This is a genomic window from Thioalkalivibrio sp. AKL19 (assembly GCF_000420165.1).
Classification (GTDB): Bacteria; Pseudomonadota; Gammaproteobacteria; order Ectothiorhodospirales; family Ectothiorhodospiraceae; genus Thioalkalivibrio.
Window position 1 is genome coordinate 95,217 of sequence record NZ_ATUK01000014.1, and the last position, 21,660, is coordinate 116,876.

At 68.0% G+C, this 21,660-nt stretch carries 19 protein-coding genes; 12 read left to right on the top strand and 7 right to left on the bottom strand.

All coding sequences use genetic code 11. The annotated features are described in order from the left end of the window. Window positions 1–8: 8 nt before the first annotated feature. A complete protein-coding gene (locus F817_RS0110155; protein ID WP_024327547.1) occupies window positions 9–4,148 on the top strand; it encodes a translocation/assembly module TamB domain-containing protein in 4,140 nt (1,379 codons plus the stop codon). Window positions 4,149–4,498: 350 nt separating this feature from the next. Here F817_RS0110155 and F817_RS0110160 read toward each other — a convergent pair whose 3' ends face one another. From F817_RS0110160 to F817_RS0110180, 5 genes are all read right to left on the bottom strand, one after another. After that, a complete protein-coding gene (locus F817_RS0110160) occupies window positions 4,499–4,999 on the bottom strand; it encodes a thioredoxin fold domain-containing protein (RefSeq protein WP_024327548.1) in 501 nt (166 codons plus the stop codon). Between the two features lie 214 nt (window positions 5,000–5,213). After that, the gene (locus F817_RS0110165) at window positions 5,214–5,855 is read right to left on the bottom strand and encodes an OmpA family protein (protein ID WP_024327549.1); all 642 of its coding nucleotides are present in this window, start codon (window positions 5,853–5,855) and stop codon (window positions 5,214–5,216) included. A 453-nt stretch (window positions 5,856–6,308) separates the two neighbouring features. Continuing rightward, window positions 6,309–7,973 (bottom strand): chaperonin GroEL, encoded by a 1,665-nt coding sequence (groL, locus tag F817_RS0110170; protein ID WP_024327550.1) that lies wholly within the window; start codon window positions 7,971–7,973, stop codon window positions 6,309–6,311. Between the two features lie 49 nt (window positions 7,974–8,022). After that, window positions 8,023–8,313, bottom strand: coding sequence for a co-chaperone GroES (gene groES, locus F817_RS0110175; protein ID WP_024327551.1), 291 nt, complete (start codon window positions 8,311–8,313; stop codon window positions 8,023–8,025). A 154-nt stretch (window positions 8,314–8,467) separates the two neighbouring features. Continuing rightward, entirely contained in the window at window positions 8,468–8,950 is a 483-nt protein-coding gene (locus tag F817_RS0110180; protein ID WP_024327552.1) for an FxsA family protein, read from the bottom strand. A gap of 217 nt (window positions 8,951–9,167) precedes the next feature. Between F817_RS0110180 and F817_RS0110185 the strand changes: the two genes are divergently transcribed. The 7 genes from F817_RS0110185 to ubiA all read left to right on the top strand — a co-directional run bounded on the left by F817_RS0110185 (window position 9,168) and on the right by ubiA (window position 16,421). Continuing rightward, window positions 9,168–9,707 (top strand): thioredoxin family protein, encoded by a 540-nt coding sequence (locus F817_RS0110185; protein ID WP_024327553.1) that lies wholly within the window; start codon window positions 9,168–9,170, stop codon window positions 9,705–9,707. 36 nt (window positions 9,708–9,743) lie between these two features. After that, window positions 9,744–11,120 carry a TolC family protein gene (locus F817_RS0110190; RefSeq protein ID WP_024327554.1) on the top strand — a complete coding sequence of 459 codons (1,377 nt, stop codon included), beginning with the start codon at window positions 9,744–9,746 and terminating at the stop codon, window positions 11,118–11,120. A gap of 38 nt (window positions 11,121–11,158) precedes the next feature. Next, window positions 11,159–11,956, top strand: a complete 798-nt coding sequence (locus F817_RS0110195) for an efflux RND transporter periplasmic adaptor subunit (RefSeq protein ID WP_024327555.1) — start codon at window positions 11,159–11,161, stop codon at window positions 11,954–11,956. A 3-nt stretch (window positions 11,957–11,959) separates the two neighbouring features. Next, window positions 11,960–12,301, top strand: a complete 342-nt coding sequence (gene cutA, locus F817_RS0110200) for a divalent-cation tolerance protein CutA (RefSeq protein WP_024327556.1) — start codon at window positions 11,960–11,962, stop codon at window positions 12,299–12,301. Next, on the top strand, window positions 12,289–14,622 hold the full coding sequence (dsbD, locus tag F817_RS0110205; protein ID WP_024327557.1) for a protein-disulfide reductase DsbD: 2,334 nt from the start codon (window positions 12,289–12,291) through the stop codon (window positions 14,620–14,622). The genes cutA and dsbD overlap by 13 nt, the downstream gene beginning before the upstream one ends. Then, a complete protein-coding gene (locus F817_RS0110210) occupies window positions 14,619–15,185 on the top strand; it encodes a TlpA disulfide reductase family protein (RefSeq protein ID WP_024327558.1) in 567 nt (188 codons plus the stop codon). Before dsbD ends, F817_RS0110210 begins: the two co-directional genes overlap by 4 nt. Before the next feature lie 366 nt (window positions 15,186–15,551). Then, complete coding sequence (gene ubiA, locus F817_RS0110215; RefSeq protein WP_024327559.1) at window positions 15,552–16,421, top strand: 4-hydroxybenzoate octaprenyltransferase; 870 nt, start codon at window positions 15,552–15,554, stop codon at window positions 16,419–16,421. A gap of 14 nt (window positions 16,422–16,435) precedes the next feature. Here ubiA and F817_RS0110220 read toward each other — a convergent pair whose 3' ends face one another. Then, a complete protein-coding gene (locus F817_RS0110220) occupies window positions 16,436–16,996 on the bottom strand; it encodes a ComF family protein (protein WP_042799154.1) in 561 nt (186 codons plus the stop codon). A gap of 240 nt (window positions 16,997–17,236) precedes the next feature. On the opposite strand from F817_RS0110220, the gene F817_RS0110225 reads away from it, so the two are divergent. Genes F817_RS0110225 through bioF form a run of 4 tightly spaced genes read left to right on the top strand, consistent with a single transcriptional unit; the run spans window position 17,237 to window position 20,630 of the window. Further along, the gene (locus F817_RS0110225) at window positions 17,237–17,695 is read left to right on the top strand and encodes a hypothetical protein (RefSeq protein ID WP_024327561.1); all 459 of its coding nucleotides are present in this window, start codon (window positions 17,237–17,239) and stop codon (window positions 17,693–17,695) included. Beyond that, window positions 17,692–18,687, top strand: coding sequence for a biotin synthase BioB (bioB, locus tag F817_RS0110230; RefSeq protein ID WP_024327562.1), 996 nt, complete (start codon window positions 17,692–17,694; stop codon window positions 18,685–18,687). The genes F817_RS0110225 and bioB overlap by 4 nt, the downstream gene beginning before the upstream one ends. Window positions 18,688–18,699: 12 nt before the next feature. Then, complete coding sequence (locus F817_RS0110235; RefSeq protein WP_024327563.1) at window positions 18,700–19,452, top strand: class I SAM-dependent methyltransferase; 753 nt, start codon at window positions 18,700–18,702, stop codon at window positions 19,450–19,452. Further along, window positions 19,449–20,630, top strand: coding sequence for an 8-amino-7-oxononanoate synthase (bioF, locus tag F817_RS0110240; RefSeq protein ID WP_024327564.1), 1,182 nt, complete (start codon window positions 19,449–19,451; stop codon window positions 20,628–20,630). Before F817_RS0110235 ends, bioF begins: the two co-directional genes overlap by 4 nt. Window positions 20,631–20,835: 205 nt before the next feature. Here the strand turns inward: bioF and radC are convergent, their stop codons facing one another. Beyond that, on the bottom strand, window positions 20,836–21,507 hold the full coding sequence (gene radC, locus F817_RS0110245) for a DNA repair protein RadC (RefSeq protein ID WP_024327565.1): 672 nt from the start codon (window positions 21,505–21,507) through the stop codon (window positions 20,836–20,838). Window positions 21,508–21,660 lie beyond the last annotated feature (153 nt).

The following is a 21,660-nucleotide window of genomic DNA, read 5'->3' on the forward strand; positions in this document are numbered from 1 at the left end:
AGCCACTGGTGCGCGCGACACTGTGGGGACTGTCCACCGTCCTCACCCTGGTGATCATCCTGCTGGGCACCCTGGCGGGGCTGCTGGCCACCGAATCCGGTACTCGCTGGCTGGCCGGGCAGGCCGAGCGCCTGGCCCCGGTCGAGCTGCAGATCGACCGCGTCGAGGGGACGCTGTTCACCGAGTTGCGACTGCACGGGCTGCATCTGGCGCTGCCCGACGGCCCGGTCATCGACCTGCCGGCCGGCCGCATCGGGGTCAGCGCCCGGAGCCTGCTGCGCGGGGAGCTGAATGTTCGGTTGCTGACCGCCAAGGGGATGCATGTCGACCTCCCCGCGCCCGACGCGGATGCGCCTCCTGCCGAGGAACCCTTCAGCCTGCCCGAATCGGTTCGTCTGCCGCTGGCAGTCCGCCTCGGCCAACTGCGGGTCGAAGACCTGGAGATCCGGCAGGCCGGCGAGCCGCTGGCCTCGATCAGCCACCTGACGGCCAGCGCCCGGGCCCGCGGTTCCCGGATCGAGTTGCAGGCGCTGGAGCTGGACATGCCGGAGATCCAGGCCCGCCTGACCGGCGAGATCGAGACCCACGGTGACTATGCGCTTCGGCTGCGCGGACAATGGCAGGCGCCCCTGCCCGCGGCCGCTGCCGAGGGTCTGGGCACCGACCTGGCGCACGGCGAGCTGTCGGTGACCGGGGCGCTGCGAGATCGCGTACAGGTGGAGCATGACCTGAACGCCGGGATCCAGCTGAACCTGCAGGCCAGCGCCCGCGAGTTGTTCGCCACGCCGGAGCTGGAACTGACGGCGCAGTGGCAACCCTTCACCTACCACCTCGACCCGGGACAGGACATCGACCTGGAAGCCGGCCGCCTCGACCTGCAGGGGACTCCGGAGGACTGGGCGCTGAATCTGCAGACCGCGGCCACCCTGACGCCCTGGCCCCGCCTGGCGCTGAACACCCGGGCGCACGGGGACCTCGAATCGCTGGAGATCGAAGCCCTGGAGATCGATTCCGAGGCCGGGCGGGTCACGCTCGCCGGGCCCATTCGCTTTGTCGACACCCTGGACTGGGACCTCACCCTGGAGGCCGAGGACCTGACCCCCGCCGGAATGGGTGTGGAGTTCGATGCCGGGGTCGAACGCCTGAAGGGACGGTTGCAGGGCACCCTGCCGCTGGGAACCGACACCCCGCCTCTGGCGGCCCTGGACGCGAGCGTCACCCTTGACGAGCTGACCGGGCACTACGAGGGGGAACCCATCACCGGCAGCCTGAACGCCTGGCTGGTCGACGGTCAGGCGCGGATCGAGGACACGCACCTGACAATCCGCGATACCGCGCAGCTGGACCTGAACGCTTCGGCCACCGGCCTCGCGGGCGACCTGAGCGACCCCGATCACCGCCTCGTCTTCGACCTCGGGCTGGATCTGAAGGCCCCGGATTTGGCGCGCCTGCACTCGGAGCTGGACGGGCAGATCGAGCAACTGCGACTCGTGCTGGACGGCAACTACGCCCCCGCCAGCGGCGCCCTGAGCGCGCAGCTTGGCCTGGACCCAGTGCGCGCCCGACTGCGCGGGATCGACCTCACCGGCGATGCACTGATCGCGCTGACCGAGACGGGTGGCGAGATCGAGCGGCTGCAACTCGCCACCGACACAGGTGCCCGGCTCGCCCTGAATGGGGATCTCGACTGGTCCGAGGGCCTGCGCTGGGACCTCGCACTGGAAGGCGACGGGCTGGATCCGTCGCTGGTGGTCGCCGAGGCCCCCGGCCAGCTCGCGCTGGCCCTGACCAGCGCGGGACACCTGGACGAAGACGGCACGCCCCGCCTTCAGGCCCGGCTGCAACGCCTGGAGGGCACCCTGCGCGACCAGCCGGTCTCCGGCCAGGCAGAAATCGCGCTGGAGGGTCAGCACCTGCGGCTGGATCGCCTGGACCTTGCGCTGGGCCGCAACACCTTGACCGCCCGCGGCGAGTGGACCGACAGCCTCGACTTCGAGCTGCAGCTGGACGCCCCGGAACTGGACCGGGCCTGGCCCGACCTGGGAGGCCGACTGGAGCTGGGGGCCCACATCACGGGCGACCCCGAACGTCCGCGCGTGGTGGCGCGCGGAAGCGGTTCCGGTCTGCACCTTGCGGAGATCGCCCTGGACCGGCTGGAACTGGATGCCGACGCCGGCCTCGAGGTTGCCGCGCCCGCCGAGATCGACCTGCGTCTGAGCGGCCTCGAACTGGGCGACGGCACCCGGGTGGAATCGCTGAGGCTGGACGCCTCCGGTCGCGTCGACGAGCACCGCGTGAGCCTGTCGGCGGATGCGGCCAACCTGGGTTCAGTGGAGCTGACCCTGCAGGGTGCCCTGGACGCCGAGACCCTGCACTGGCGGGGGCAACTCGCACGCCTGGAACTGGATCAGCCTGCGGCCGGGCCCTGGCGCCTGGCCCAGCCGGTCGATCTGGAGGGCGGGCCCGAACAGGCGCGGCTGGAGCGACTGTGCCTGGCACGCGAGGACGGCAGGGTGTGTGCCGAGGCACGCTGGAGCGCGGCCGCGGGGGCCGAATTCGACGCCTCGATCCGGGCCTTCGACCTGGCCTGGGTGGGACCCTTCCTGCCACCGGAACTGGCCATCGCCGGCGACCTGAATGCCGAGGCCAGCGGCCGCGTGGACGCGGACGGCATCCTGGAAGCCGACCTGGCCGTGACGCCGACGGACGGCCATCTGGTCGTCCGCGACGAGGACGGGGACCTGGAGGAGATACCCTACCGCGACGCGCGCCTGACCGCGCAGATCCGCGATCGCGAGATCGATGCGGCCCTGCGCCTCGACTTCCTGGACGGCGGGACGGCCCGCAGCGATATCCGCCTGCGCCCGGACGGAGACGACCTGCGGATCGACGGCGACCTTGTCGCCCGCCTCGATGACCTGGCCTGGCTGGCCGCCCTGACCCCGGAGGTCCAGCGCCTGCGAGGCTCGCTCGATGCCCGCCTGGATTTCGGCGGGCGCCTTGACGCACCGCTGGTGGAGGGCGAGGTGGCCTTTCGCGAGGGCGGCGTCCTGATCCCGGAGGCGGGCATCGATGTCGCCATTCCGGAGATCACGGCCCGCGTGGTCTCGGCCGAGCAGCTTGCCCTGGCCGGGCGCCTGGAATCCGGAGCCGGCGGCATCGACCTCGATGGCCGTGTGGATCTTGGCGAGGACGGCCTTCGTGCCGAACTGAACCTGGTCGGCGAGGATTTCCTGGTGGTCAACCGGGTGGATGCCGAGGCCCGTATTACCCCGGACCTGCAACTGGACTTCACCCCCGACGACGGTATCCGGGTGCGCGGCGAGGTCTTTCTGCCCTGGGCGCGTATCCGGCCCCCGGAGCTACCGCCGGGCGCCATCCGGGTCTCCGGCGACGAGATCATTCTCGGCGAGGAGATTCAGGAGGCACAGGGGCTCAAGACCGACATCCGCATCCGGATCCGGCTTGGCGATGACGTACGCTTCGACGGCTTCGGCCTGACCGCGCGCTTTGCCGGCGAGGTGGATGTCGAGGAAATCACCGGGCAACCGACCCAGCTGTTCGGCGAGATCACCATTCCCGAGGGTCAGTACAGCGACTACGGCCAGGACCTGCGGGTAGAGCGCGGCAGCCTGGTCTTCCAGGGGCCGGCGGAGAATCCGGAGCTGGACCTGCGTGCGGTGCGCACGGTGCGCGAGTACAACGTGACGGTTGGCCTGGAGATCCGCGGTACGCCAGACAACCTGCGTTCGCGGGTGATTTCGGACCCGGCGATGGACGAGACCGAGGCGATGTCCTACCTGCTGACCGGACGCCCGCTGTCCGGCGCCTCGCAGTCCGACGGCAACATGATCGCCGCCGCGGCCGCGGCCTACGGCCTGGAACAGGGCGCGGTGATCACGGAACGCATCGGCCGTGAACTGGGGCTGGACGAGGTGGAACTGGATACCGAGGGCGGGCTGGACGAGAGCGCGCTGACGCTGGGCCTGTACCTCTCGCCAAGACTCCTGCTGCGCTACTCCATCGGGCTGTTCGACAACACCTCGAAGGTCCTGCTGCGCTACGAACTGACGCGCAACCTGAGCGTGGAGACCGCCTCCGGCACCACGGAACAGTCGGTCGACCTGATCTACCGCATCGAGCGCTAGAGCGCTCGGTGCGAAGGCAAGAGGGCTTCGGATTGAGGATCGAAGGTTTTTTTCACCGCGAAGCGCACGAAGGCACGAAGAAAAACGCGGTTCGGTTGCAACAGGGAAGGCACGGCGCTCACGGAGGCGCCGGGACCTCGCGCCGAGAGTGATTGACGCCCGAATAACGCCAGCTTGAAGCGGATCGCCCGGGGACGGGAGCGCGGCCCACAGGCCGTCAACACGAGGAGCCAAGCAACGTGGCGGTAGCGATTGGGCCGGCCTTCACTACCCGCGTGGCTCAACGTTGCCCCGCCCAACCGAACGTCAGGTGCCGCCGTGTTCCTGGCGGCCGCCGGAGCCTGGCCCGACTAGCTTGAAGGATCCCGGGCGCCGTTGCGCGCCGCCTCGATGCGGACGCGAATCTGGCTGCGGTAGAGCTCTTCGTTAGGGATGCCGACCAGCGGACGGCCTACCGGCTCGCCATCGGCGTCGAAGGCCATGATGGTCGGCACCACCCGCACGCCGTAGTTCCGGCCCAGGATGCTGCCCGGCATGGTGTCGCCATCAAAATCGCGCACATCTTCCCGGTCCAGCATCACCTTGCGGATGTTCACGCCCGCGAACGCCGGATCCCCGGCCATCGGCCCCAGATGGCGCTGTTCCGCCCGGTCGCAGTATGGGCAGCTGCTGGATGCGAACATGATCACGGTCGGCTGGCCATCGCCATTGCCGGCCAGGGCCCGCAGGTCCGTGGCGCGCTCCAAGCCGCCGGCCGCCGCGCTGGTCGTCAACAACAGCCCGGCCAGAACGATGGCGCTCCCCAGCAGTGCCGTGACCGGATTGCGTTTCGGGATTTGATGGATCGTCATGATGTCGGCCTTTCCAAAGGTTTGGAACCAGTCTAGGTGCGCAAGATTAACGCAGGCTGAAGGGCATCCTGCCTCGCCCCTGCCCCCCCCCGCCGCGTGCCCAAGAGGGTCGTCGCTGGCCTGGCGGGAGAATGTCCAAAAAAAGGCCCCGCCAAAGCGGGGCCCTTGCACCGAGCCGCCGGCGAACCGGCGCCCGGCGTATTGCGAGCGACTCTTAGTCGACGCGCTTGCGCACGTCGGAGGTCACTTCCACGCGACGGTTGGCCTCGCGACCTTCCTGGGTGGAGTTGTCGGCGGTCGGGCGATCTTCGCCGTAGCCGACGGTGCGGATGTCGCTCTCGCGCACGCCTTCGCTGGCGAGGAAGTCCGCAACAGCCTGGGCACGACGCTCGGACAGGCCCTGGTTATAGTCGGCCGGGCCAATGGTGCAGGTGTGACCTTCGACCAGCACGGAGCTGTACTCGGCGTCGTCGGCGGTCAGGCTGCGGGCCAGGTCACGCAGGGCGGAACGACCCTCGGAGCGCAGGTCGGCGCTGTCGAAATCGAACAGGGCCTGGGCGCTCAGCGTGGTGGTGGTGAATTCCGGCTCCGGTTCCGGCTCCGGCGCAGCTGCGGGCTCGGGCGCGGGGGCCTCGGCGGTTTCCTGGATGTAGCCCGCGCAGTGTTCGAACTTCACGTTTTCCGGGGCCCAGGAGCGGGTGCGCACGCACTCGCCGGAGCGATCGACCACGACCTTGCCGCTGCGGTCGGTCACGTTCGCGGCCGGCGGTTCCTGCGCGACAACCTGACCGGCGGCGCCCAGCACCAGCGAGGCCACGGACGCGGCCAGAAGATTCTTAACCAGCTTATGATTCATTGCATAGCCTCCTTGTAAAAACAATCGACGTCGGACCCGGGTACACCGTGCGCTTGGGACTGTTCGCGCGGTGACCGTCATCCAAAGCAGCGAGCTCCTTGCGCCAAGCCCTCTACAGTACCTTGATAGTGGCACACACGTTCGGGTTTTGCACGTGTCCGGGCGCAAAATTTGTGTCGACATCACAACGTCGTCACATTCCGAAATGTGTCCGTATTTCCAGTGACTTTCGGATGAGTTGTTTCAGTCTTGCAACAACCGGGCTGCGAATCGCACACGCGACTCGCGGCAAGTTGTACACCAAAGGACACACAGTCATTCCAAGGGTTCCGGAATCGGCACCTTCGGGCAATCGGGCGAGGTGGTCCTTCGGGCACCTTCCGGGTCAGACAAAAAGACCCCGCCGAAGCGGGGTCCCGGGGTACATCGGCGATGTACGGGTGAACGAGCGGCTTACATCATGCCGCCCATGCCACCCATACCGCCCATGCCACCCATGCCGCCCATGTCGTCGCCACCGGCGCCGCCACCGTCATCCTTCTTCGGGATGTCGGCGATCATGGCTTCGGTGGTGATCAGGAGGGCCGCGACCGATGCGGCGTTCTGCAACGCGGAACGGGTCACCTTGGTCGGATCCAGGATGCCCATGTCGATCATGTCGCCAAAGTCGCCCGAGGCGGCGTTGTAGCCGTAGTTGCCCTTGCCTTCCAGAACCTGGTTCAGGACCACGGACGGCTCGTCACCGGAGTTGTAGACGATCTGGCGCAGCGGCTCTTCCATCGCGCGACGGCAGATGTTGATGCCGGCGGTCTGCTCGTCGTTGTCGCCCTTGAGCTTGGTGATCGCGGCGCAGGCACGCAGCAGGGCCACGCCACCACCGGGCACCACGCCTTCTTCCACTGCCGCACGCGTGGCGTGCAGGGCGTCCTCCACGCGGGCCTTCTTCTCCTTCATCTCGACCTCGGTCGCGGCACCGACCTTGATGACGGCTACACCGCCGGCCAGCTTGGCCACGCGTTCCTGCAGCTTTTCCTTGTCGTAGTCGGAGGTGGCTTCCTCGATCTGCGCGCGGATCTGGTCGACGCGGCCCTTGATGTCCTTGTTGGACCCCATGCCGTCGATGATCGTGGTGTTTTCCTTGGTCACCTGCACCTTCTTGGCGCGACCCAGGTCCTCCACCGAGGCCTTCTCCAGCGACAGGCCGACCTCTTCCGAGATCACCTGGCCACCGGTCAGCACGGCGATATCCTGCAGCATGGCCTTGCGACGGTCGCCAAAGCCCGGGGCCTTCACGGCGGCGACCTTCACGATACCGCGCATGGAGTTCACCACCAGGGTCGCCAGGGCTTCGCCCTCGATATCCTCGGCGATAATCAGCAGCGGCTTGCTGTTCTGGGCCACACCTTCCAGCACCGGCAGCAGTTCGCGGATGTTGGAGATCTTCTTGTCGACCAGCAGGATGTAGGCATCATCCAGCTCGGCACTCATGCTCTGCTGGTTGTTGATGAAGTAGGGCGACAGGTAGCCGCGATCGAACTGCATGCCTTCCACGACATCCAGTTCGTTGTCCAGCGAGGAGCCTTCCTCGACGGTGATCACGCCTTCCTTGCCAACCTTGTCCATCGCGTCGGCGATGATTTCGCCAATCGCGGTGTCGGAGTTCGCGGAGATCGAGCCCACCTGGGCGATCGCCTTGTGCTCGGTGCACGGCTTGGACAGCTTCTTCAGCTCTTCGGTGGCAGCCTTCACGGCCTTGTCGATGCCGCGCTTGAGGTCCATCGGGTTCATGCCGGCGGTGACCGCCTTCATGCCCTCGCGGACGATCGACTGGGCTAGCACGGTCGCGGTGGTCGTGCCGTCACCGGCGGCGTCGGAGGTCTGCGAGGAGACTTCCTTGACCAGCTGGGCACCCATGTTCTCGAACTTGTCTTCCAGCTCGATTTCCTTGGCCACGGACACACCGTCCTTGGTCACGGTCGGGGCCCCAAAGGCCTTGTCCAGGACCACGTTGCGGCCCTTGGGGCCGAGGGTGACCTTCACGGCGTTGGCCAGCGTGTTCACACCCTTCGCCATGCGGGTACGGGCGTCGGTACCAAAGCGTACTTCTTTAGCGCTCATGATTCGTTTACTCCTGAAAATTCGTGTTGGACGGACGCGGTTCGGGGCCTCAGCCCTCGACGACGGCCATGATGTCGTCTTCGCGCATCACGAGGACTTCGTCGCCATCGACCTTGACCTCGGTGCCGGAGTACTTGCCGAACAGGACCTTGTCGCCGGCCTTCACGTCCAGCGCGCGGACCTCGCCGTTCTCCAGGATCTTGCCGTTGCCCACCGCAATCACTTCGCCACGGATCGGCTTTTCGGCCGCGGAATCCGGGATCACGATGCCGCCGGGGGTGGTGCGTTCTTCTTCCATACGCTTCACGATGACTCGATCGTGCAAAGGCCGCAGGTTCATGGTGCGAACTCCTTATAAAGTGTCTGCAACAGGAAAGTTGGGGTGTCGGACGGGGGCCCTGTTAGCACCCGCCCCTGACGAGTGCTAATAATAGGGGCAGACAAAGGCGAGTCAAGGGCACGCGTTACAAATCCGGCGAGATGGGGGGGGGGGATCAGCGACGGTCGTCGTGGTCGAGCCGCTCGTCGGGCGTCTCGCTGCCGTCGTCATGGCGGCGAAACTCGCCCTCGATGGTATCGCTGCCCTGCGCGCCGCCGGGGCCGGCGGTCCGCGCGCGGACCATGCCACGGCGCAGGATGCCGTCCGCTGCCCAGCGCCGCAGTGGCGGGATCAGCAGCACGAATCCGGCGGCATCGGTAAAGAACCCCGGCAGTAACAGCAAGACGGCGGCCGCCATCAACAGCCAGCCTTCGACCAGGCCCCGAGCCGGGACCTCGCCGCGCGCCAGGCTTTGCTGCAAACGGCGCCAGTGGTAAAACCCCTGCAGCCGGAACAGCAGCAGCCCGGCCGCCGCCGTGACGATCACCAGCACCACCGTCATCAGGGCGCCCACGGCATCGCCCACCCAGGCGAAGCCGAAGATCTCGAGCAGAATCAGGCCGAGAAAGACAAACAGGGGAAAGAAGGGGTTGCGCATCAGGTGGAGTTCCGGAAACCAAGCCCCTTCATTGGAACATGCCCCCCGGGTGCTGTCGATTGGAACCCGGATGCGCCACGGATACTCCATTCATCAGGGGTGGCGCACCCCGCCATGCCGCTCGCCCCTTTTCCTTGCATGGCCAAGGGAATTCAGCCAGTCTTCTGCACGTCATTGGTGCATACGGCTATCGAGATATTCCGGAGAGTGAACCACCATGCTGCGTAATCCGATCCTGATGCTGGCCCTGCTGGCCCTTCTCGTCCCGGCCCTGGCGACTGCCGCCGTGGAGGACCCGCGCGATCCGGAGCACCATTTCTTTGACCCGACCTTCGGGGAATTCCCCGAGGAACTGGAAGAGGCGCGCGCCGCCGGCAAGAAGGGCATCCTGATCTTCTTCGAGATGGCCGACTGCCCGTTCTGTCACCGCATGAAGAACCAGGTGCTGAACCAGCCCGAGGTCCAGGAGTACTTCAGCGAGCACTTCCTGGTGTTCAGCGTGGATGTCGAGGGTGCGATCGAGATCGTGACCTTCGAGGGCGAGGCCAAGACCCAGATGGACTGGGCCACCCGCGACTACCGGGTGCGCGCGACCCCGGTATTCCAGTTCTTCAACCTGGAAGGCGAGCCCATCGCGCGCTTCACCGGCGCCACCCGCGATGCCCGCGAATTCCTGCAGCTGGGCGAGTTCGTCGCCGAGGGACATTACAAGGATCAGAATTTCACGCGCTTCAAGCGCGAGCAAGACGGCCGCTGACACCTTCATCTTCCACGCCCCGAGGATCGACGCCTGATGTCGCCGATGCACCCCCGCTCGCCCGGCACCCGCCGTCGCAGCCCTGTAGCCCGCCTCCTGCTGGCCGGCCTGCTTGCCTGGCCCCTGGCCGGACCGGCCACCGCACAGGACGGCGGTGGCGCGGCCGATGCCGGGCCACTACCCAACCCGATGCGGGTGGACGACGCGCTGGACCGGGTCGACGCCCTGCACCCGCGAGTGCGCCAGGCACGCGCCGAGCGTGAACAGGCCCGCGCCGCGCTTGAGGCGACCCGCGCCGAACGGGACGTCACCGTGAACGCCCGACTCGAGGCCCGCTGGATCGAGCCCAACGACCAGATCGAGGACCGCAGCCGCAACGACTCCCGCGCCGCCATCGTCGCGCGCAAGCTCCTGAGCGACTTCGGCCAGTCGCATGCCCGCGAATCCGCCAGCGAGCAGCGCTTGGACGCCGCCCGGCAGCGGGAAGAACTGGCCCACGCCCGTCACCGCATCCATGTCCTCGAACGCTACTTCGACGTGCTGCTGGCCGACCTGGCCTTTGCCCGCGATACCGAGGCGATGGCCGCTGCCTACGTCTCCAAGGAACGCGCCGAGGAACGCAACCAGCGCGGCCAGGTATCGGACATCGAGGTCTTTCGCCTCGAATCCGAGTACCAGAACCTGCGCGTACAGCGCACCCGCGCCCTGCAGAACCAGGCACGGACCCGGGCCGCCCTCGCCGAGGCCCTGAACCGCCCGGATCGGCGCGTGCGCACCGTCCTCGCCCCCATGCTGCCGCTGGATCTGCCCGAACTGCCCGATCTCGACGCGCTGCTGGGCGAGCTGGACAACACCAGCCCGCGCCTGCTGGCCGAGCGCCGCCAGGTCGAGGCTGCCAGCCGCGAGGTGGCGGCCTCCCGTACCCAGCGCCGCCCGCGCCTGTACGCCGAGGCCGAGTCCGGCTGGTGGCACCGTGACCTGGGCGGCGGCGATCGCAATCCGTTCGCCGCGGGCCTGGTCCTGGAGATCCCGCTGTACGAAGGCCGCCGCCACGACAGTCGGATCGGCCAGGCCGTGGCCGCCCGCCACCGCGCCGAGGCCGAACTGGGCCAGGCGCGCATTGAGGCACGCAACCGCCTGCGCGAGTTGCACGACGAGATCCGCGCCCTGCAAACCCAGCGCGACGAGGCTGCCTGGCGCATGGATTATCGCGAGCTCTACATCGACCGTGCGCGCTACCTCTACGACATCGAGGACCAGGCCGACCTGGGCGACTCGATGGTCCAGCAAAGCGCCGCGGCGCATTTCAATGCGAGTACCGAATTCCAACTGGCCCTGGCCTACGAGCGCCTGGCCCTGCTGAGCGGGCGTGACGAGCTGAGCCCGTTCCGCACCACCCACGAGAACCCTTGAGCCGCCGGCCCACCGGCAACCGGACGGGAGACCTGCCCATGCCCCGCGCATTCACAAGCCCATCCCTGCTGACCGCTGCCGGCCTGCTGGCCCTGCTGGCCGTTGCCCCGGCCCCCGCCCTGGCCGAGGACGGCTTCGCGGCCCAGCTCGACTGGGGCGAGCGCTACCGCATCACGGCCCCGATCGCCGGTCGGATCGAGGCGATCGAGGCACGTGCCGGGGAACAGGTCGAGGCCGATGCCGTCCTGTTCCGGCTGGACACCCGCCGTACCGATGCCGACCTGCGGGCCGCCCGTGCAACACTGGAACGCCTGCAGATGGAACTGGACGAGGCCGAGCGCGAGCGCAACAAGGCCGAGGACCTGTACGACCAGACCCTGATCGCCGCCCGCGAGCTGGAACTGGCCCGCATCGAATACGCCACGATTGCCGCGCGCCTGGCGGAAGCCCGCGCCCAGCGCGACCGTATCCGCGCCGATCTCGAGGACGCCACCATCCGGGCCCCGGCCAGCGGACGCCTGGTACGCGTCGAGGCCAACACCGGCCAGTACGTGAATCCGGCCCTGGTGCCACCCGTGCTCGCGATCCTCGGTACCACCGACCCCATGCGCGCTACGGCCACCGTGCCGGCGGACACGGCCGCGACCCTGGAACCCGGGGAAGCGGTCACGGTCGTAGTCGGCGACCAGCGCCTGTCCGGCACCATCGCGAGCGTCGGCTGGGAGCCGACGGGCGAAGAACCCGATCGCGGCTACCGCGTCGAGGTCGAATTCTCTCCGGCGGACGACCTGCCATTGCGGCCGGGCCAGACTGCACGGATCGAACGGGACTCCTGACCCATGAACACCGCCAACACTCCAACCAGCGCCCGTGCCTGGCTGGTCATCACTACCCTGGATGACCCGTCCGCGGCCGATTCCCTTGCCGGCGCCCTGGTGGAACAGGGCCTGGCGGCCTGTGTGCATATCCTGCCGCCCGGACGCTCGGTCTACATGTGGAAAGGGAATATCGAGACCGACGCGGAAGTCACTCTACTGATCAAGACCTCGCCGGCCCGACTGGACGAACTCCAGGCGCGGCTGGCGGACCAACATCCCTACGAGACGCCCGAGATCATCGCCCTGCCGATCGAGCACGGGCTGCCCGACTACCTGGACTGGATAACACAATGCACCTCCTGAACCCGCGCACCTGGCTGGCGAGTCTGCTCCTCGCCCTGATGCTGCTGCCTGCCCTGGCCCAGGCCGTCTTCGAGGACGACCTGCTGGACCCGGATGACGCCTTCAGCCTGAGCGCCGAGGCGATCGACGCCGATACCGTGCGGCTGACCTGGGACATCGCGGACGAGTACTACATGTACCGCGAGCAGTTCGAGTTCACCCCGGAGAGTGACGGGCTGGAGCTCGGCGAGGCCGAAATCCCGGATGGCGAGGTCAAGGAGGACGAGTTCTTCGGGCGCGTCGAGACCTATCGTGGTCAGGTTCAGGTCGAGTTGCCGATCGTGGCGGCCGAGAGCACCACCATCGAACTTACCGCTCGTTCGCAGGGCTGCGCGGACCTGGGTGTGTGCTACCCGCCGCACTTCCAGACCGTCTCCATCGAACTGCCCGGCCTGCCGGGCGGCAACGGCGAAGCCGCCGTGGACGAAGAGCCCCGAGACGAACCCGAAGAGGAACGCAGTGCGCTGGGCGACCTGGGCCAGCTCTCCGGCGATCTCGGCGCCGTCGACGACCTGCTGGAGCCGGAAAAGGCCTTCGCCGCCTCGCTGGAGGCCATCAGCCAGAACGCGGTGATCCTGCGTTTCGACATCGCCGAGGGTTACTACCTCTACCGCGAACAACTGGATGTGCGCATCGCGGAAGGCGACGGCATCGAACTGGGCCCGGTCAACCCGCCGGACGGCGAGCTGCAGGAGGACGAGTTCTTCGGCGAGAGCCAGGTGTTCCGCGACGAGGTGGAAATCCTCGTCCCGGTGCTGCGCGACGCGGATGACGTCGCCGACATCACCCTGGCGATCGACTACCAGGGCTGCGCCGACGCCGGCGTGTGCTACCCGCCGCTCACCCAGGAGGTCTCGGTCACCTTCGCCTCCGAACTGGCCGCCGAGGCCGACAGCGATGCGCTGCCGGACACCGGCGACGAGGCCCGCGAGGATGATGACGACGCGGCGGCACCCGTCACCCAGCAGGACCGTATCGCGGCCCAGCTGGCGGACGGCCAGATCTGGCTGGTCGCCCTGGCGTTCTTCGGCTTCGGGCTGCTGCTGACCTTCACCCCCTGCGTGTTCCCGATGATCCCGATCCTGTCGAACATCATCATCGGGCAGAAGAACCTGACCACGCGCAAGGCGTTCCTGATCTCGCTGGTGTTCGTGCTGGCAATGGCGCTGACCTACACCATTGCCGGGGTGTTCGCGGGCCTGGCCGGCGCCAACCTGCAGGCGGCGTTCCAGAACCCCTGGATCATCGGCACCTTCGTGGCCATCTTCATCGCACTGGCGATGTCGATGTTCGGCTTCTACGAGCTGCAGATGCCGGCCGGCGTTCAGAGCAAGCTGTCGCAGATCAGCAACCGTCAGGAAGGCGGCACCTACGTCGGCGCCGGGATCATGGGCTTCCTCTCCGCCCTGATCGTCGGCCCCTGCGTGACCGCGCCGCTGATCGGTGCCCTGCTCTACATCAGCCATACCGGCGACGCGGTGCTGGGCGGCATTGCCCTGTTCGCGCTGAGCATGGGCATGGGCGCACCGCTGCTGGCCATCGGCACCTCGGCCGGGCGCCTCCTGCCGAAGGCCGGCCCGTGGATGGACACCATCAAGGCGGCCTTCGGGGTCGGCCTGCTGGCCATCGGCATCTGGCTGCTCGAACGGGTGATCCCGGGCGAGATCGCGATGTTCCTGTGGGCCATCCTGCTGATCGTCACCGCCGTCTACATGGGGGCGCTGAAGACCCTTCCGGAGGGCACCTCCGGCTGGCACACCCTGTGGAAGGGCCTGGGTGTGGTGCTCCTGATCTACGGCGTGCTGCTGATGCTGGGCGCGGCCACCGGTGGCAAGGACATCTTCCGCCCACTGGCCACGCTGAACCAGCCGGCCGTCACCACGACCGGCGAGCAGGCCGGACCGACGGAGATGCAGTTCACCTACATCGACAGCCTCGACGACCTGGAACGCGAGCTCGAACAGGCCCAGAACAACAACCAGACGGTATTCCTGGACTTCTACGCCGACTGGTGCGTGGACTGCGTGCGCCTGGACCGGACCACCTTCCAGGATCGGCGCGTGATCCAGGCGATGGCCGATGTCCACCTGCTGAAGGCCGACGTCACCGACAACACCTCCGAGCATCGTGACCTGATGCGCGAGTTCAACCTCTTCGGGCCGCCAGCCATGATCTTCTGGGACTCCGACGGCAACGAACTGCGCAACTACCGCAACGTCGGCTACCTGAATGCCGACCGTTTCCTGGCGCATGTGGAAAGCGCCATCGGGGTGACACCATGAAGCATCGTACGCACGTACTCGCAGGGCTGGCGCTCGCCACCGCCGGCGCCTTCCTGCTGGCCGCCTGTGGCGACCCGGAGCCGGAGATGGACACGGATGGCGCCTCGGCCAACGCGGCGCCCGAGGTCGCGAGCGAAGAGGCCTCGGGGAGTCAGCGCATCGACTTCGCCCTGCCCGATCTCGCGGGGGACGAACGCCAGCTCAGCGAGTGGGACGGCGACCTGATCGTGCTGAACTTCTGGGCCACCTGGTGCCCGCCCTGCAAGAAGGAGATGCCGCTGTTCCAGGACACGTACGAGGCCCACCGGGACGGCGGCTTCACCATCGTGGCGGTGGCCGTGGACGAACAGACGGCAACCCAGCATTTCGTGGACGACTTCGGCATCGAATTCCCGGTCCTGATCGGGCAGGACGAGGCCGTTGCCGTGGGCCGCGAATACGGCAACCGCATCGGCGCCCTGCCCTACACCGTACTGATCAGCCGCGACGGCACCATCCTCGATACCCATCGTGGCGAGGTGGAACCCGCCGACCTGGACGGATGGCTGGAGGCGCACCTGTAGCGCGGGACACCCCCGGGCCCTACCGTCCACAAGGCCGGTAAGTTAGGGAGACACTGATTGGATTGCACGCTCGCGTTGGTACCCCCCCTGTTCCTGATGTGCAAGGCGCGAGACAAGGCGCGGTGCGCAGCCGGTAGTGGTTCTACCGGCAAGGGCCGCAACGCCGGATCGGGGAACAGGGGGCAGCAACCCCACAAGCCATTCAAAGCAGGGGCTCGGCCGCCCGTTTTTGATAACAACGGGCGCGCGCGCAGCGTTGCGGCTCCCTTGTGCAGAGTGACTGCACGGCAGTCGCCGCGCCTTGTTCGCACACAAAAGCGACTCGAGCGCGAGCGTGCAATCCAATCAGTGTCTCCCTAAGCCGCCATGACCGAGCACGAACGCCTGTGGGAACTCGCCCGCCTGATCCGGCTGGATCGCCCGGTGGGCATCTACCTGCTGCTGTGGCCCACCTTCTGGGCCCTGTGGGTGGCGGCCGAAGGCTGGCCGCCAGCCTACCTGATCTTCATCTTTGCCGCCGGCGTGGTCCTGATGCGCTCGGCCGGCTGCGCAATCAACGACTACGCCGATCGCGACTTCGACGCCCACGTGGCGCGCACGCGCGACCGTCCCCTGGCGCTGGGCACCATCACCCCGCGCGAGGCGCTGGGTACCTTCGTGGCACTCAGCGTGGTCGCCTTTGTCCTGGTGCTGTTCACCAATGTCCTGACCATCCTGTATTCCCTGGTGGCCGTGGCGCTGGCCGCCACCTATCCGTTTTCCAAGCGCTTCCACCACTTTCCGCAGGTACACCTGGGGGCCGCCTTTGCCTGGGCCGTACCCATGGCGTTCACCGCGGTCACCGGCGAGCACCCGCCCGAGGTGGCCTGGCTGCTGTTCGTAACCGTGCTGGCGTGGACGGTGGTCTACGACACCTTCTACGGCATGGTGGATCGCGAGGACGACCTGAAGATCGGCGTGAAATCCACGGCCATCGCCTTCGGCGAACTGGACCGCCTGATCACCGGGGGCCTGCAGGTACTGGTCTGGTTCGGGCTCTATCTTGTCGGCCAGCACGCCGGGTTCGGGGGGTATTACACCGCTGGTCTGGTGCTCGTCGCGATGCTGATGTTCTACCAGCAGTTCCTGATCTTCGAGCGCGAACCGGCCGATTGCCTGCGCGCCTTCAAGAACAACCACTACCTGGGCGCCGTCGTCCTGCTGGCGATGATCGCGGACCACCATCTGGGGGCATGACCCCGGCTCGCCGCTCACGCTCGCGCCAGGACCAGCCCCTCCACTCGCGCGGCACCCGCCTGCCGCAGCACCCCGGCCAGCGCCGACAACGTGGCTCCGGTCGTCGCCACATCGTCCACCACCAGGACATGCCGTCCGTCGAGGTCCGGCCCGTGCCACGCGAAGGCGCCCTTCACGTTGCGGCGACGCGCCTTGCGCCCCAGCGCCTGCTGCGAGTCCGTCGCACGCTCGCGGCGCAAACCCCGGTTGTCCAGCGCCACACCCCGCACCGCCGCCACACGCCGGGCCAGGACATCCGCCTGATTGAAGCCGCGCTCGCGCAGGCGCCCGCCGTGCAACGGCACCGGGATCACGAGATCGGCGCGGTGCCTGTCCGGGCCCGGGTTCAACCGACGTTCCGCCACCTCCTGCGCCAGCACCGCCAGAACGCGTTCCGCCCGCGTACTGGCGCCATGCTTGTAGGCCAGGATCAACTGGTCCAGGGGCCAGGCATAGGCCCACCCGGCATGCAGCGCATCCAGGGCCGGGGGCTGGCGGATACAGGTCGGGCAGACCCCGGCCTCCGGCAGGGGCAGCGCACAGGTCGGACACGGGTGATCCAGTGGCGGGAGATCCCCTTGGCAACCCGCGCAGACGGCTGGCCCGGGCGCCAGACACAGGCCGCATTGCGACGGATAGAGGGCCTCCCCAAGCCACTCGGCGCAGGCGGCGGCCCGGTCCCGCCAGCGGGTGGCCCCTGCGGGTGCGGGGCCCGGTTGCGGTGAAGGGGTCAGGGGCATAATGGTATGCTCTGCTTTTTGCATGCAGGGTAGACCATGGCCACCAGGACCGTCTCCGGGCGCAGCTCGCGGCGCGCCGCGTCGATGTTCGATATCGGCAACCTGATCAGCGTGTCGATTGCCGGCATCCCGCTGTTCCTGGTGAGCAGCGAAGGCGTCGGAGTCGGTTTCATCATCGCCGCGATCATGGGCATCGTTCCGCTGGTGCTGTGGTTCGGCGGCTCCATGCTGGTCTACGCCCTGAACAAGCACCATCCCGATCCGCGCGTCGGCCACTTCACGCAGTGGGCCGCCTATCGCTACTACGCCCTGATGGGCCTGCTGATCGGGGTCGCCACCTTCTTTCCGCCGGATCTGAACTACTACCGCGCCTACTGGGCGATCGCCGCGGCCATCCTGCTGCCGTGGACGATCTACGCCCTGTTCAATATCTATCGCGAGCCCTGGACGGACGTCGAGATCCCCGCCGAAGCCGACAAGGAACATCATCTATGAGCACGCCCCGCCACGACTGGAACACCGACGAGGTCGAGGCCCTGCTCGACCTGCCACTGAATGACCTGATCTTCCGCGCGCAGACCGTCCACCGCGAGCACTTCGACCCGAACGCGGTCCAGGTGAGCACGCTGCTGTCGATCAAGACCGGGGCCTGCCCCGAAGACTGCGCCTACTGCCCGCAAAGCGCGCACCACGAGGTCGAGATCGAGCGCGAACGCCTGCTGCCACTGGACGAGGTGCTGGAGGCGGCCCGCAACGCCCGCGCCCAGGGCGCGACCCGCTTCTGCATGGGGGCGGCCTGGCGCAACCCCACCGACAAGAACCTGGAGCGCGTGATCGAGATGGTCCGCGCGGTCAAGGACGAGGGCCTCGAGACCTGCATGACCCTCGGCATGCTGAAGGCCGAGCAGGCCAAGCGCCTGTCCGAGGCGGGGCTGGACTACTACAACCACAACCTCGACACCTCGCCGGAGTTCTACGGCCACATCATCTCCACCCGCACCTACCAGGACCGGCTGGAGACCCTGGAGCACGTGCGCGACGCCGGGATGAACGTCTGCTGCGGCGGCATCCTCGGCATGGGCGAGTCGCGCCGCGATCGCGCGCGCCTTCTGCAGCAAATGGCGAACCTGCCAAAACACCCGGAGTCGGTGCCGATCAACCAGCTGATCCAGGTCGAGGGCACACCGCTGCACGGCATCGAACATCTGGACCCGCTGGAGTTCGTGCGCACCATCGCGGTCGCCCGCATCCTGATGCCGGCCTCCTACGTGCGCCTGTCCGCCGGACGCACCGAGATGTCCGACGAGATGCAGGCCCTTTGCTTCCTGGCCGGCGCCAACTCGCTGTTCTACGGCGACACCCTGCTGACCACGCCGAACCCCGGCGAGAACCACGACCTGGCGCTGTTCGAGCGTTTGGGCCTGCACCCGGAGACCGGTCCGGAAGCCCCCGCGGAACCGGGTCAACCGGCCTCCGCGTCGGCCTGAGCCGACCGGCCAGTGGCGGGCGCCTTCCCCGATCATTTCTCGGCGGTGGCGACCGACTACGCCCGCCACCGCCCCGACTACCCCGCCGAGCTGTTTGACTGGCTGGCCGCACATACGCCGCGACATGCGTGCGCCTGGGACTGTGCCAGCGGCAACGGCCAGGCCTCACGGGGCCTGTTGCCGTACTTCCCGCAGGTCGTTGCCACGGACGCCGCCCCGGCCCTTCTGGCCGCGCTGGAGCCGACACCCGGAATCCAGCTCGTCGCTTGCGCCGCCGAGGCGTGTGCGCTGGCCGATGGCTCTGTCGACCTCGCCTGCGTGGCCCAGGCCGCGCACTGGTTCCGCCACCCCGAGTTTCACGACGAGGTCGCCCGCGTACTGCGCCCGGGAGGATTGCTGGCGATCTGGGGTTACGGCGTACTGCGCGCCGAGGACCCGGCGCTGGACCGCTTGCTGACCGACTTCCACGACACCACCCTGGCGCCCTGGTGGCCGGAAGAACGCAGCCACATCCGCAGCCACTACCGCGACCTGCCATTTCCGTGGCCCGAGATCGAGACCCCGACGTTTCGCATCGAGCGCCAGTGGGACCGCGACACCCTGCTCGGCTACCTCGGCACCTGGTCGGCGATCCGCCGTGCCCGTGCCGCCGGCCAGGACCCCCTGGCGGCGCTGGCCCCCGCCCTGCAGGCGCTGTGGCCCACCGCGACCGCACCGGCCCGAGTGCACTGGCCGCTCTTTCTGCGCGCGGGGCTGCGGCCATGAGCGACTCGCTGGAGCACGCCCTGGGACAGCGGCTGAGCGCCGCGCGCGAGACCGGGCGCTGGCGCCATCCCCGCGTGCTTGACGGTCCGCAACGCCCGGAACAGGTCATCGACGGCCGCCTCGTAGTGGCCTTCTGCTCCAACGACTACCTGGGCCTCGCCGCGGACCCGGCGGTGGCAACCGCCGCCCGCGAGGCGCTGGACCACTACGGCGTCGGCGCCGGCGCCGCCCACCTGATCAACGGCCATACCCGCGCCCACGAGGAACTGGAACAGGCGCTGGCGCGCTTCACCGGGCGCGAACGCGCGCTGGTCTTCTCCACCGGTTACATGGCCAATCTGGCCCTGGTGCAGGCCCTCGTGGGTCGCCACGACACCGTGTTCGAGGACCGCCTGAACCACGCCTCCTTGATCGACGCCGTGCGCCTGTCCGGTGCGCGCAGCCAGCGCTACCGCCACGCCGACCCCGAACACCTGCGCGAACGCCTGGAGAAGGCACCCGCGACCGGGCAGCGCATGATCGTCACCGATGGCGTTTTCTCCATGGACGGCGACATCGCCCCGCTACCGGAACTCGCCGCCCTCGCCCGCGAGTTCGATGCCTGGCTGATGGTCGACGACGCCCACGGCCTGTCGGTGCTGGGCGACACCGGCGGCGGCAGTTGCCAGTACTTCGGTCTCGGCGGCGACGACGTACCGGTCCTGATGGGCACCCTGGGCAAGGGCTTCGGCACCGCCGGGGCCTTCGTCGCCGGCTCCGAACGGCTGATCGAGACCCTGATCCAGACCGCGCGCCCCTACATCTACACCACCGCGATGCCGGCGGCCCTGGCCGCCGGCACGCTGGTGTCGGTACAAATCGTCGAGTCCGCACACGACCGGCGCGAGCACCTGCAGCACCTACTCCGGCGTCTGGGCGAGGGCCTGGACCACCTCGGTCTGCCACACCCGCCACCGGTCACGCCTATCCAGCCGGTCACCCTGGGCACGGCGGAGCGCGCCAGCACCGTCGCCGAGCGACTGCTCAAGGCCGGTTTCCTGGTCCCCGCGATCCGTCCTCCGACCGTCCCGGAAGGCGAGTCCCGCCTGCGCATCACCCTGTCCGCCGCTCACACCGAGGCACAGGTCGACGCATTGTTGCAGGCGCTGGAACAGGCTCTCAAGGACACGCCGTCGTAACGCCGCGCGCCAGCTTCTAAGCTCCATTGCGAGGAGCAAAGCGACGAAGCAATCGCCATCCGGATGCCCCCGGAGAAATGATCGGCAGATTGCTTCGTCGCCTGCGGCTCCTCGCGATGACCACTCGGTGCCGGACCAGTGGCCGGCAGCTCACGGCGTTGCAACGCAGACGCGCGAATGAATCAGCTTCCCCCTAAAGCTCGCCCTAAAGCTCGCCGCGTTCGGCCAGGGAGACGGCCTCGTCGGCGACGATCACGTGATCCAGGACGCGGATGTCCACCAGCCCCAGGGCGTCAGCCAGCCGGCGGGTGATGGCGACGTCGGAACGCGACGGCTCGGCCACGCCCGAGGGGTGGTTATGAGCCAGGATCACAGCCGCCGCGTTGTGGTGCAGCGCGCGCCGCACAACCTCGCGCGGGTGCACGGAGGCACCGTCGATGGTGCCGCGAAAGAGTTCCTCGAAGGCGATCACGCGGTGGCGGTTATCGAGGAACAGCACGCCGAAAACCTCGAAGGGATAGTCGCGCAGACGCGCCACCAGGAACTGCCGGGTGGTCCCGGGCGAGGTCAGGGCATCGCCGCGCGCGAGGTCCGCGGCCAGGTGCCGCCGTCCCATCTCCAGCACGGCCTGGAGCTGGGCGTACTTGGCCGCGCCCAGGCCCGGGGCCGAACAGAACCCTGCCTGATCGGCCTGCAATAAAGGCCGCAGACCGCCGAAACGGCTGAGCAGGTCGCGGGCGACATCCACCGCGCTCTTGCCGGCCACGCCGGTGCGCAGGAAGATCGCCAGCAGCTCCGCATCCGACAATGCGGCCGGGCCGCGCTCGATCAGCTTCTCCCGCGGGCGCTCGGCCGCGGGCCAGTCAGTAATCGCCATTGCCACCTCCGTGTGGCCAACATACGGCTCAAGGCCGCTCCCTGGATACGTTCTTAGGACAGTGGCATCGTCCACACCGGCAACCTGCGAGACAAGCCTCTGAACCTCAACCGGTCAGGTGTCCAGTATGACAAAGGATCCGACGAGTCGCCT

What these genes read in the sequence shown, in the direction of transcription:
- F817_RS0110160 (WP_024327548.1), bottom strand. Translation starts at nt 4,999, where the DNA reads ATGACGATCCATCAAATCCCGAAACGCAATCCGGTCACGGCACTGCTG.
- F817_RS0110195 (WP_024327555.1), top strand. Translation starts at nt 11,159, where the DNA reads ATGCCCCGCGCATTCACAAGCCCATCCCTGCTGACCGCTGCCGGCCTG.
- groL (WP_024327550.1), bottom strand. Translation starts at nt 7,973, where the DNA reads ATGAGCGCTAAAGAAGTACGCTTTGGTACCGACGCCCGTACCCGCATG.
- cutA (WP_024327556.1), top strand. Translation starts at nt 11,960, where the DNA reads ATGAACACCGCCAACACTCCAACCAGCGCCCGTGCCTGGCTGGTCATC.
- dsbD (WP_024327557.1), top strand. Translation starts at nt 12,289, where the DNA reads ATGCACCTCCTGAACCCGCGCACCTGGCTGGCGAGTCTGCTCCTCGCC.
- radC (WP_024327565.1), bottom strand. Translation starts at nt 21,507, where the DNA reads ATGGCGATTACTGACTGGCCCGCGGCCGAGCGCCCGCGGGAGAAGCTG.
- groES (WP_024327551.1), bottom strand. Translation starts at nt 8,313, where the DNA reads ATGAACCTGCGGCCTTTGCACGATCGAGTCATCGTGAAGCGTATGGAA.
- F817_RS0110180 (WP_024327552.1), bottom strand. Translation starts at nt 8,950, where the DNA reads ATGCGCAACCCCTTCTTTCCCCTGTTTGTCTTTCTCGGCCTGATTCTG.
- F817_RS0110165 (WP_024327549.1), bottom strand. Translation starts at nt 5,855, where the DNA reads ATGAATCATAAGCTGGTTAAGAATCTTCTGGCCGCGTCCGTGGCCTCG.
- F817_RS0110210 (WP_024327558.1), top strand. Translation starts at nt 14,619, where the DNA reads ATGAAGCATCGTACGCACGTACTCGCAGGGCTGGCGCTCGCCACCGCC.
- F817_RS0110225 (WP_024327561.1), top strand. Translation starts at nt 17,237, where the DNA reads ATGGCCACCAGGACCGTCTCCGGGCGCAGCTCGCGGCGCGCCGCGTCG.
- bioB (WP_024327562.1), top strand. Translation starts at nt 17,692, where the DNA reads ATGAGCACGCCCCGCCACGACTGGAACACCGACGAGGTCGAGGCCCTG.
- bioF (WP_024327564.1), top strand. Translation starts at nt 19,449, where the DNA reads ATGAGCGACTCGCTGGAGCACGCCCTGGGACAGCGGCTGAGCGCCGCG.
- F817_RS0110185 (WP_024327553.1), top strand. Translation starts at nt 9,168, where the DNA reads ATGCTGCGTAATCCGATCCTGATGCTGGCCCTGCTGGCCCTTCTCGTC.
- F817_RS0110190 (WP_024327554.1), top strand. Translation starts at nt 9,744, where the DNA reads ATGTCGCCGATGCACCCCCGCTCGCCCGGCACCCGCCGTCGCAGCCCT.
- ubiA (WP_024327559.1), top strand. Translation starts at nt 15,552, where the DNA reads ATGACCGAGCACGAACGCCTGTGGGAACTCGCCCGCCTGATCCGGCTG.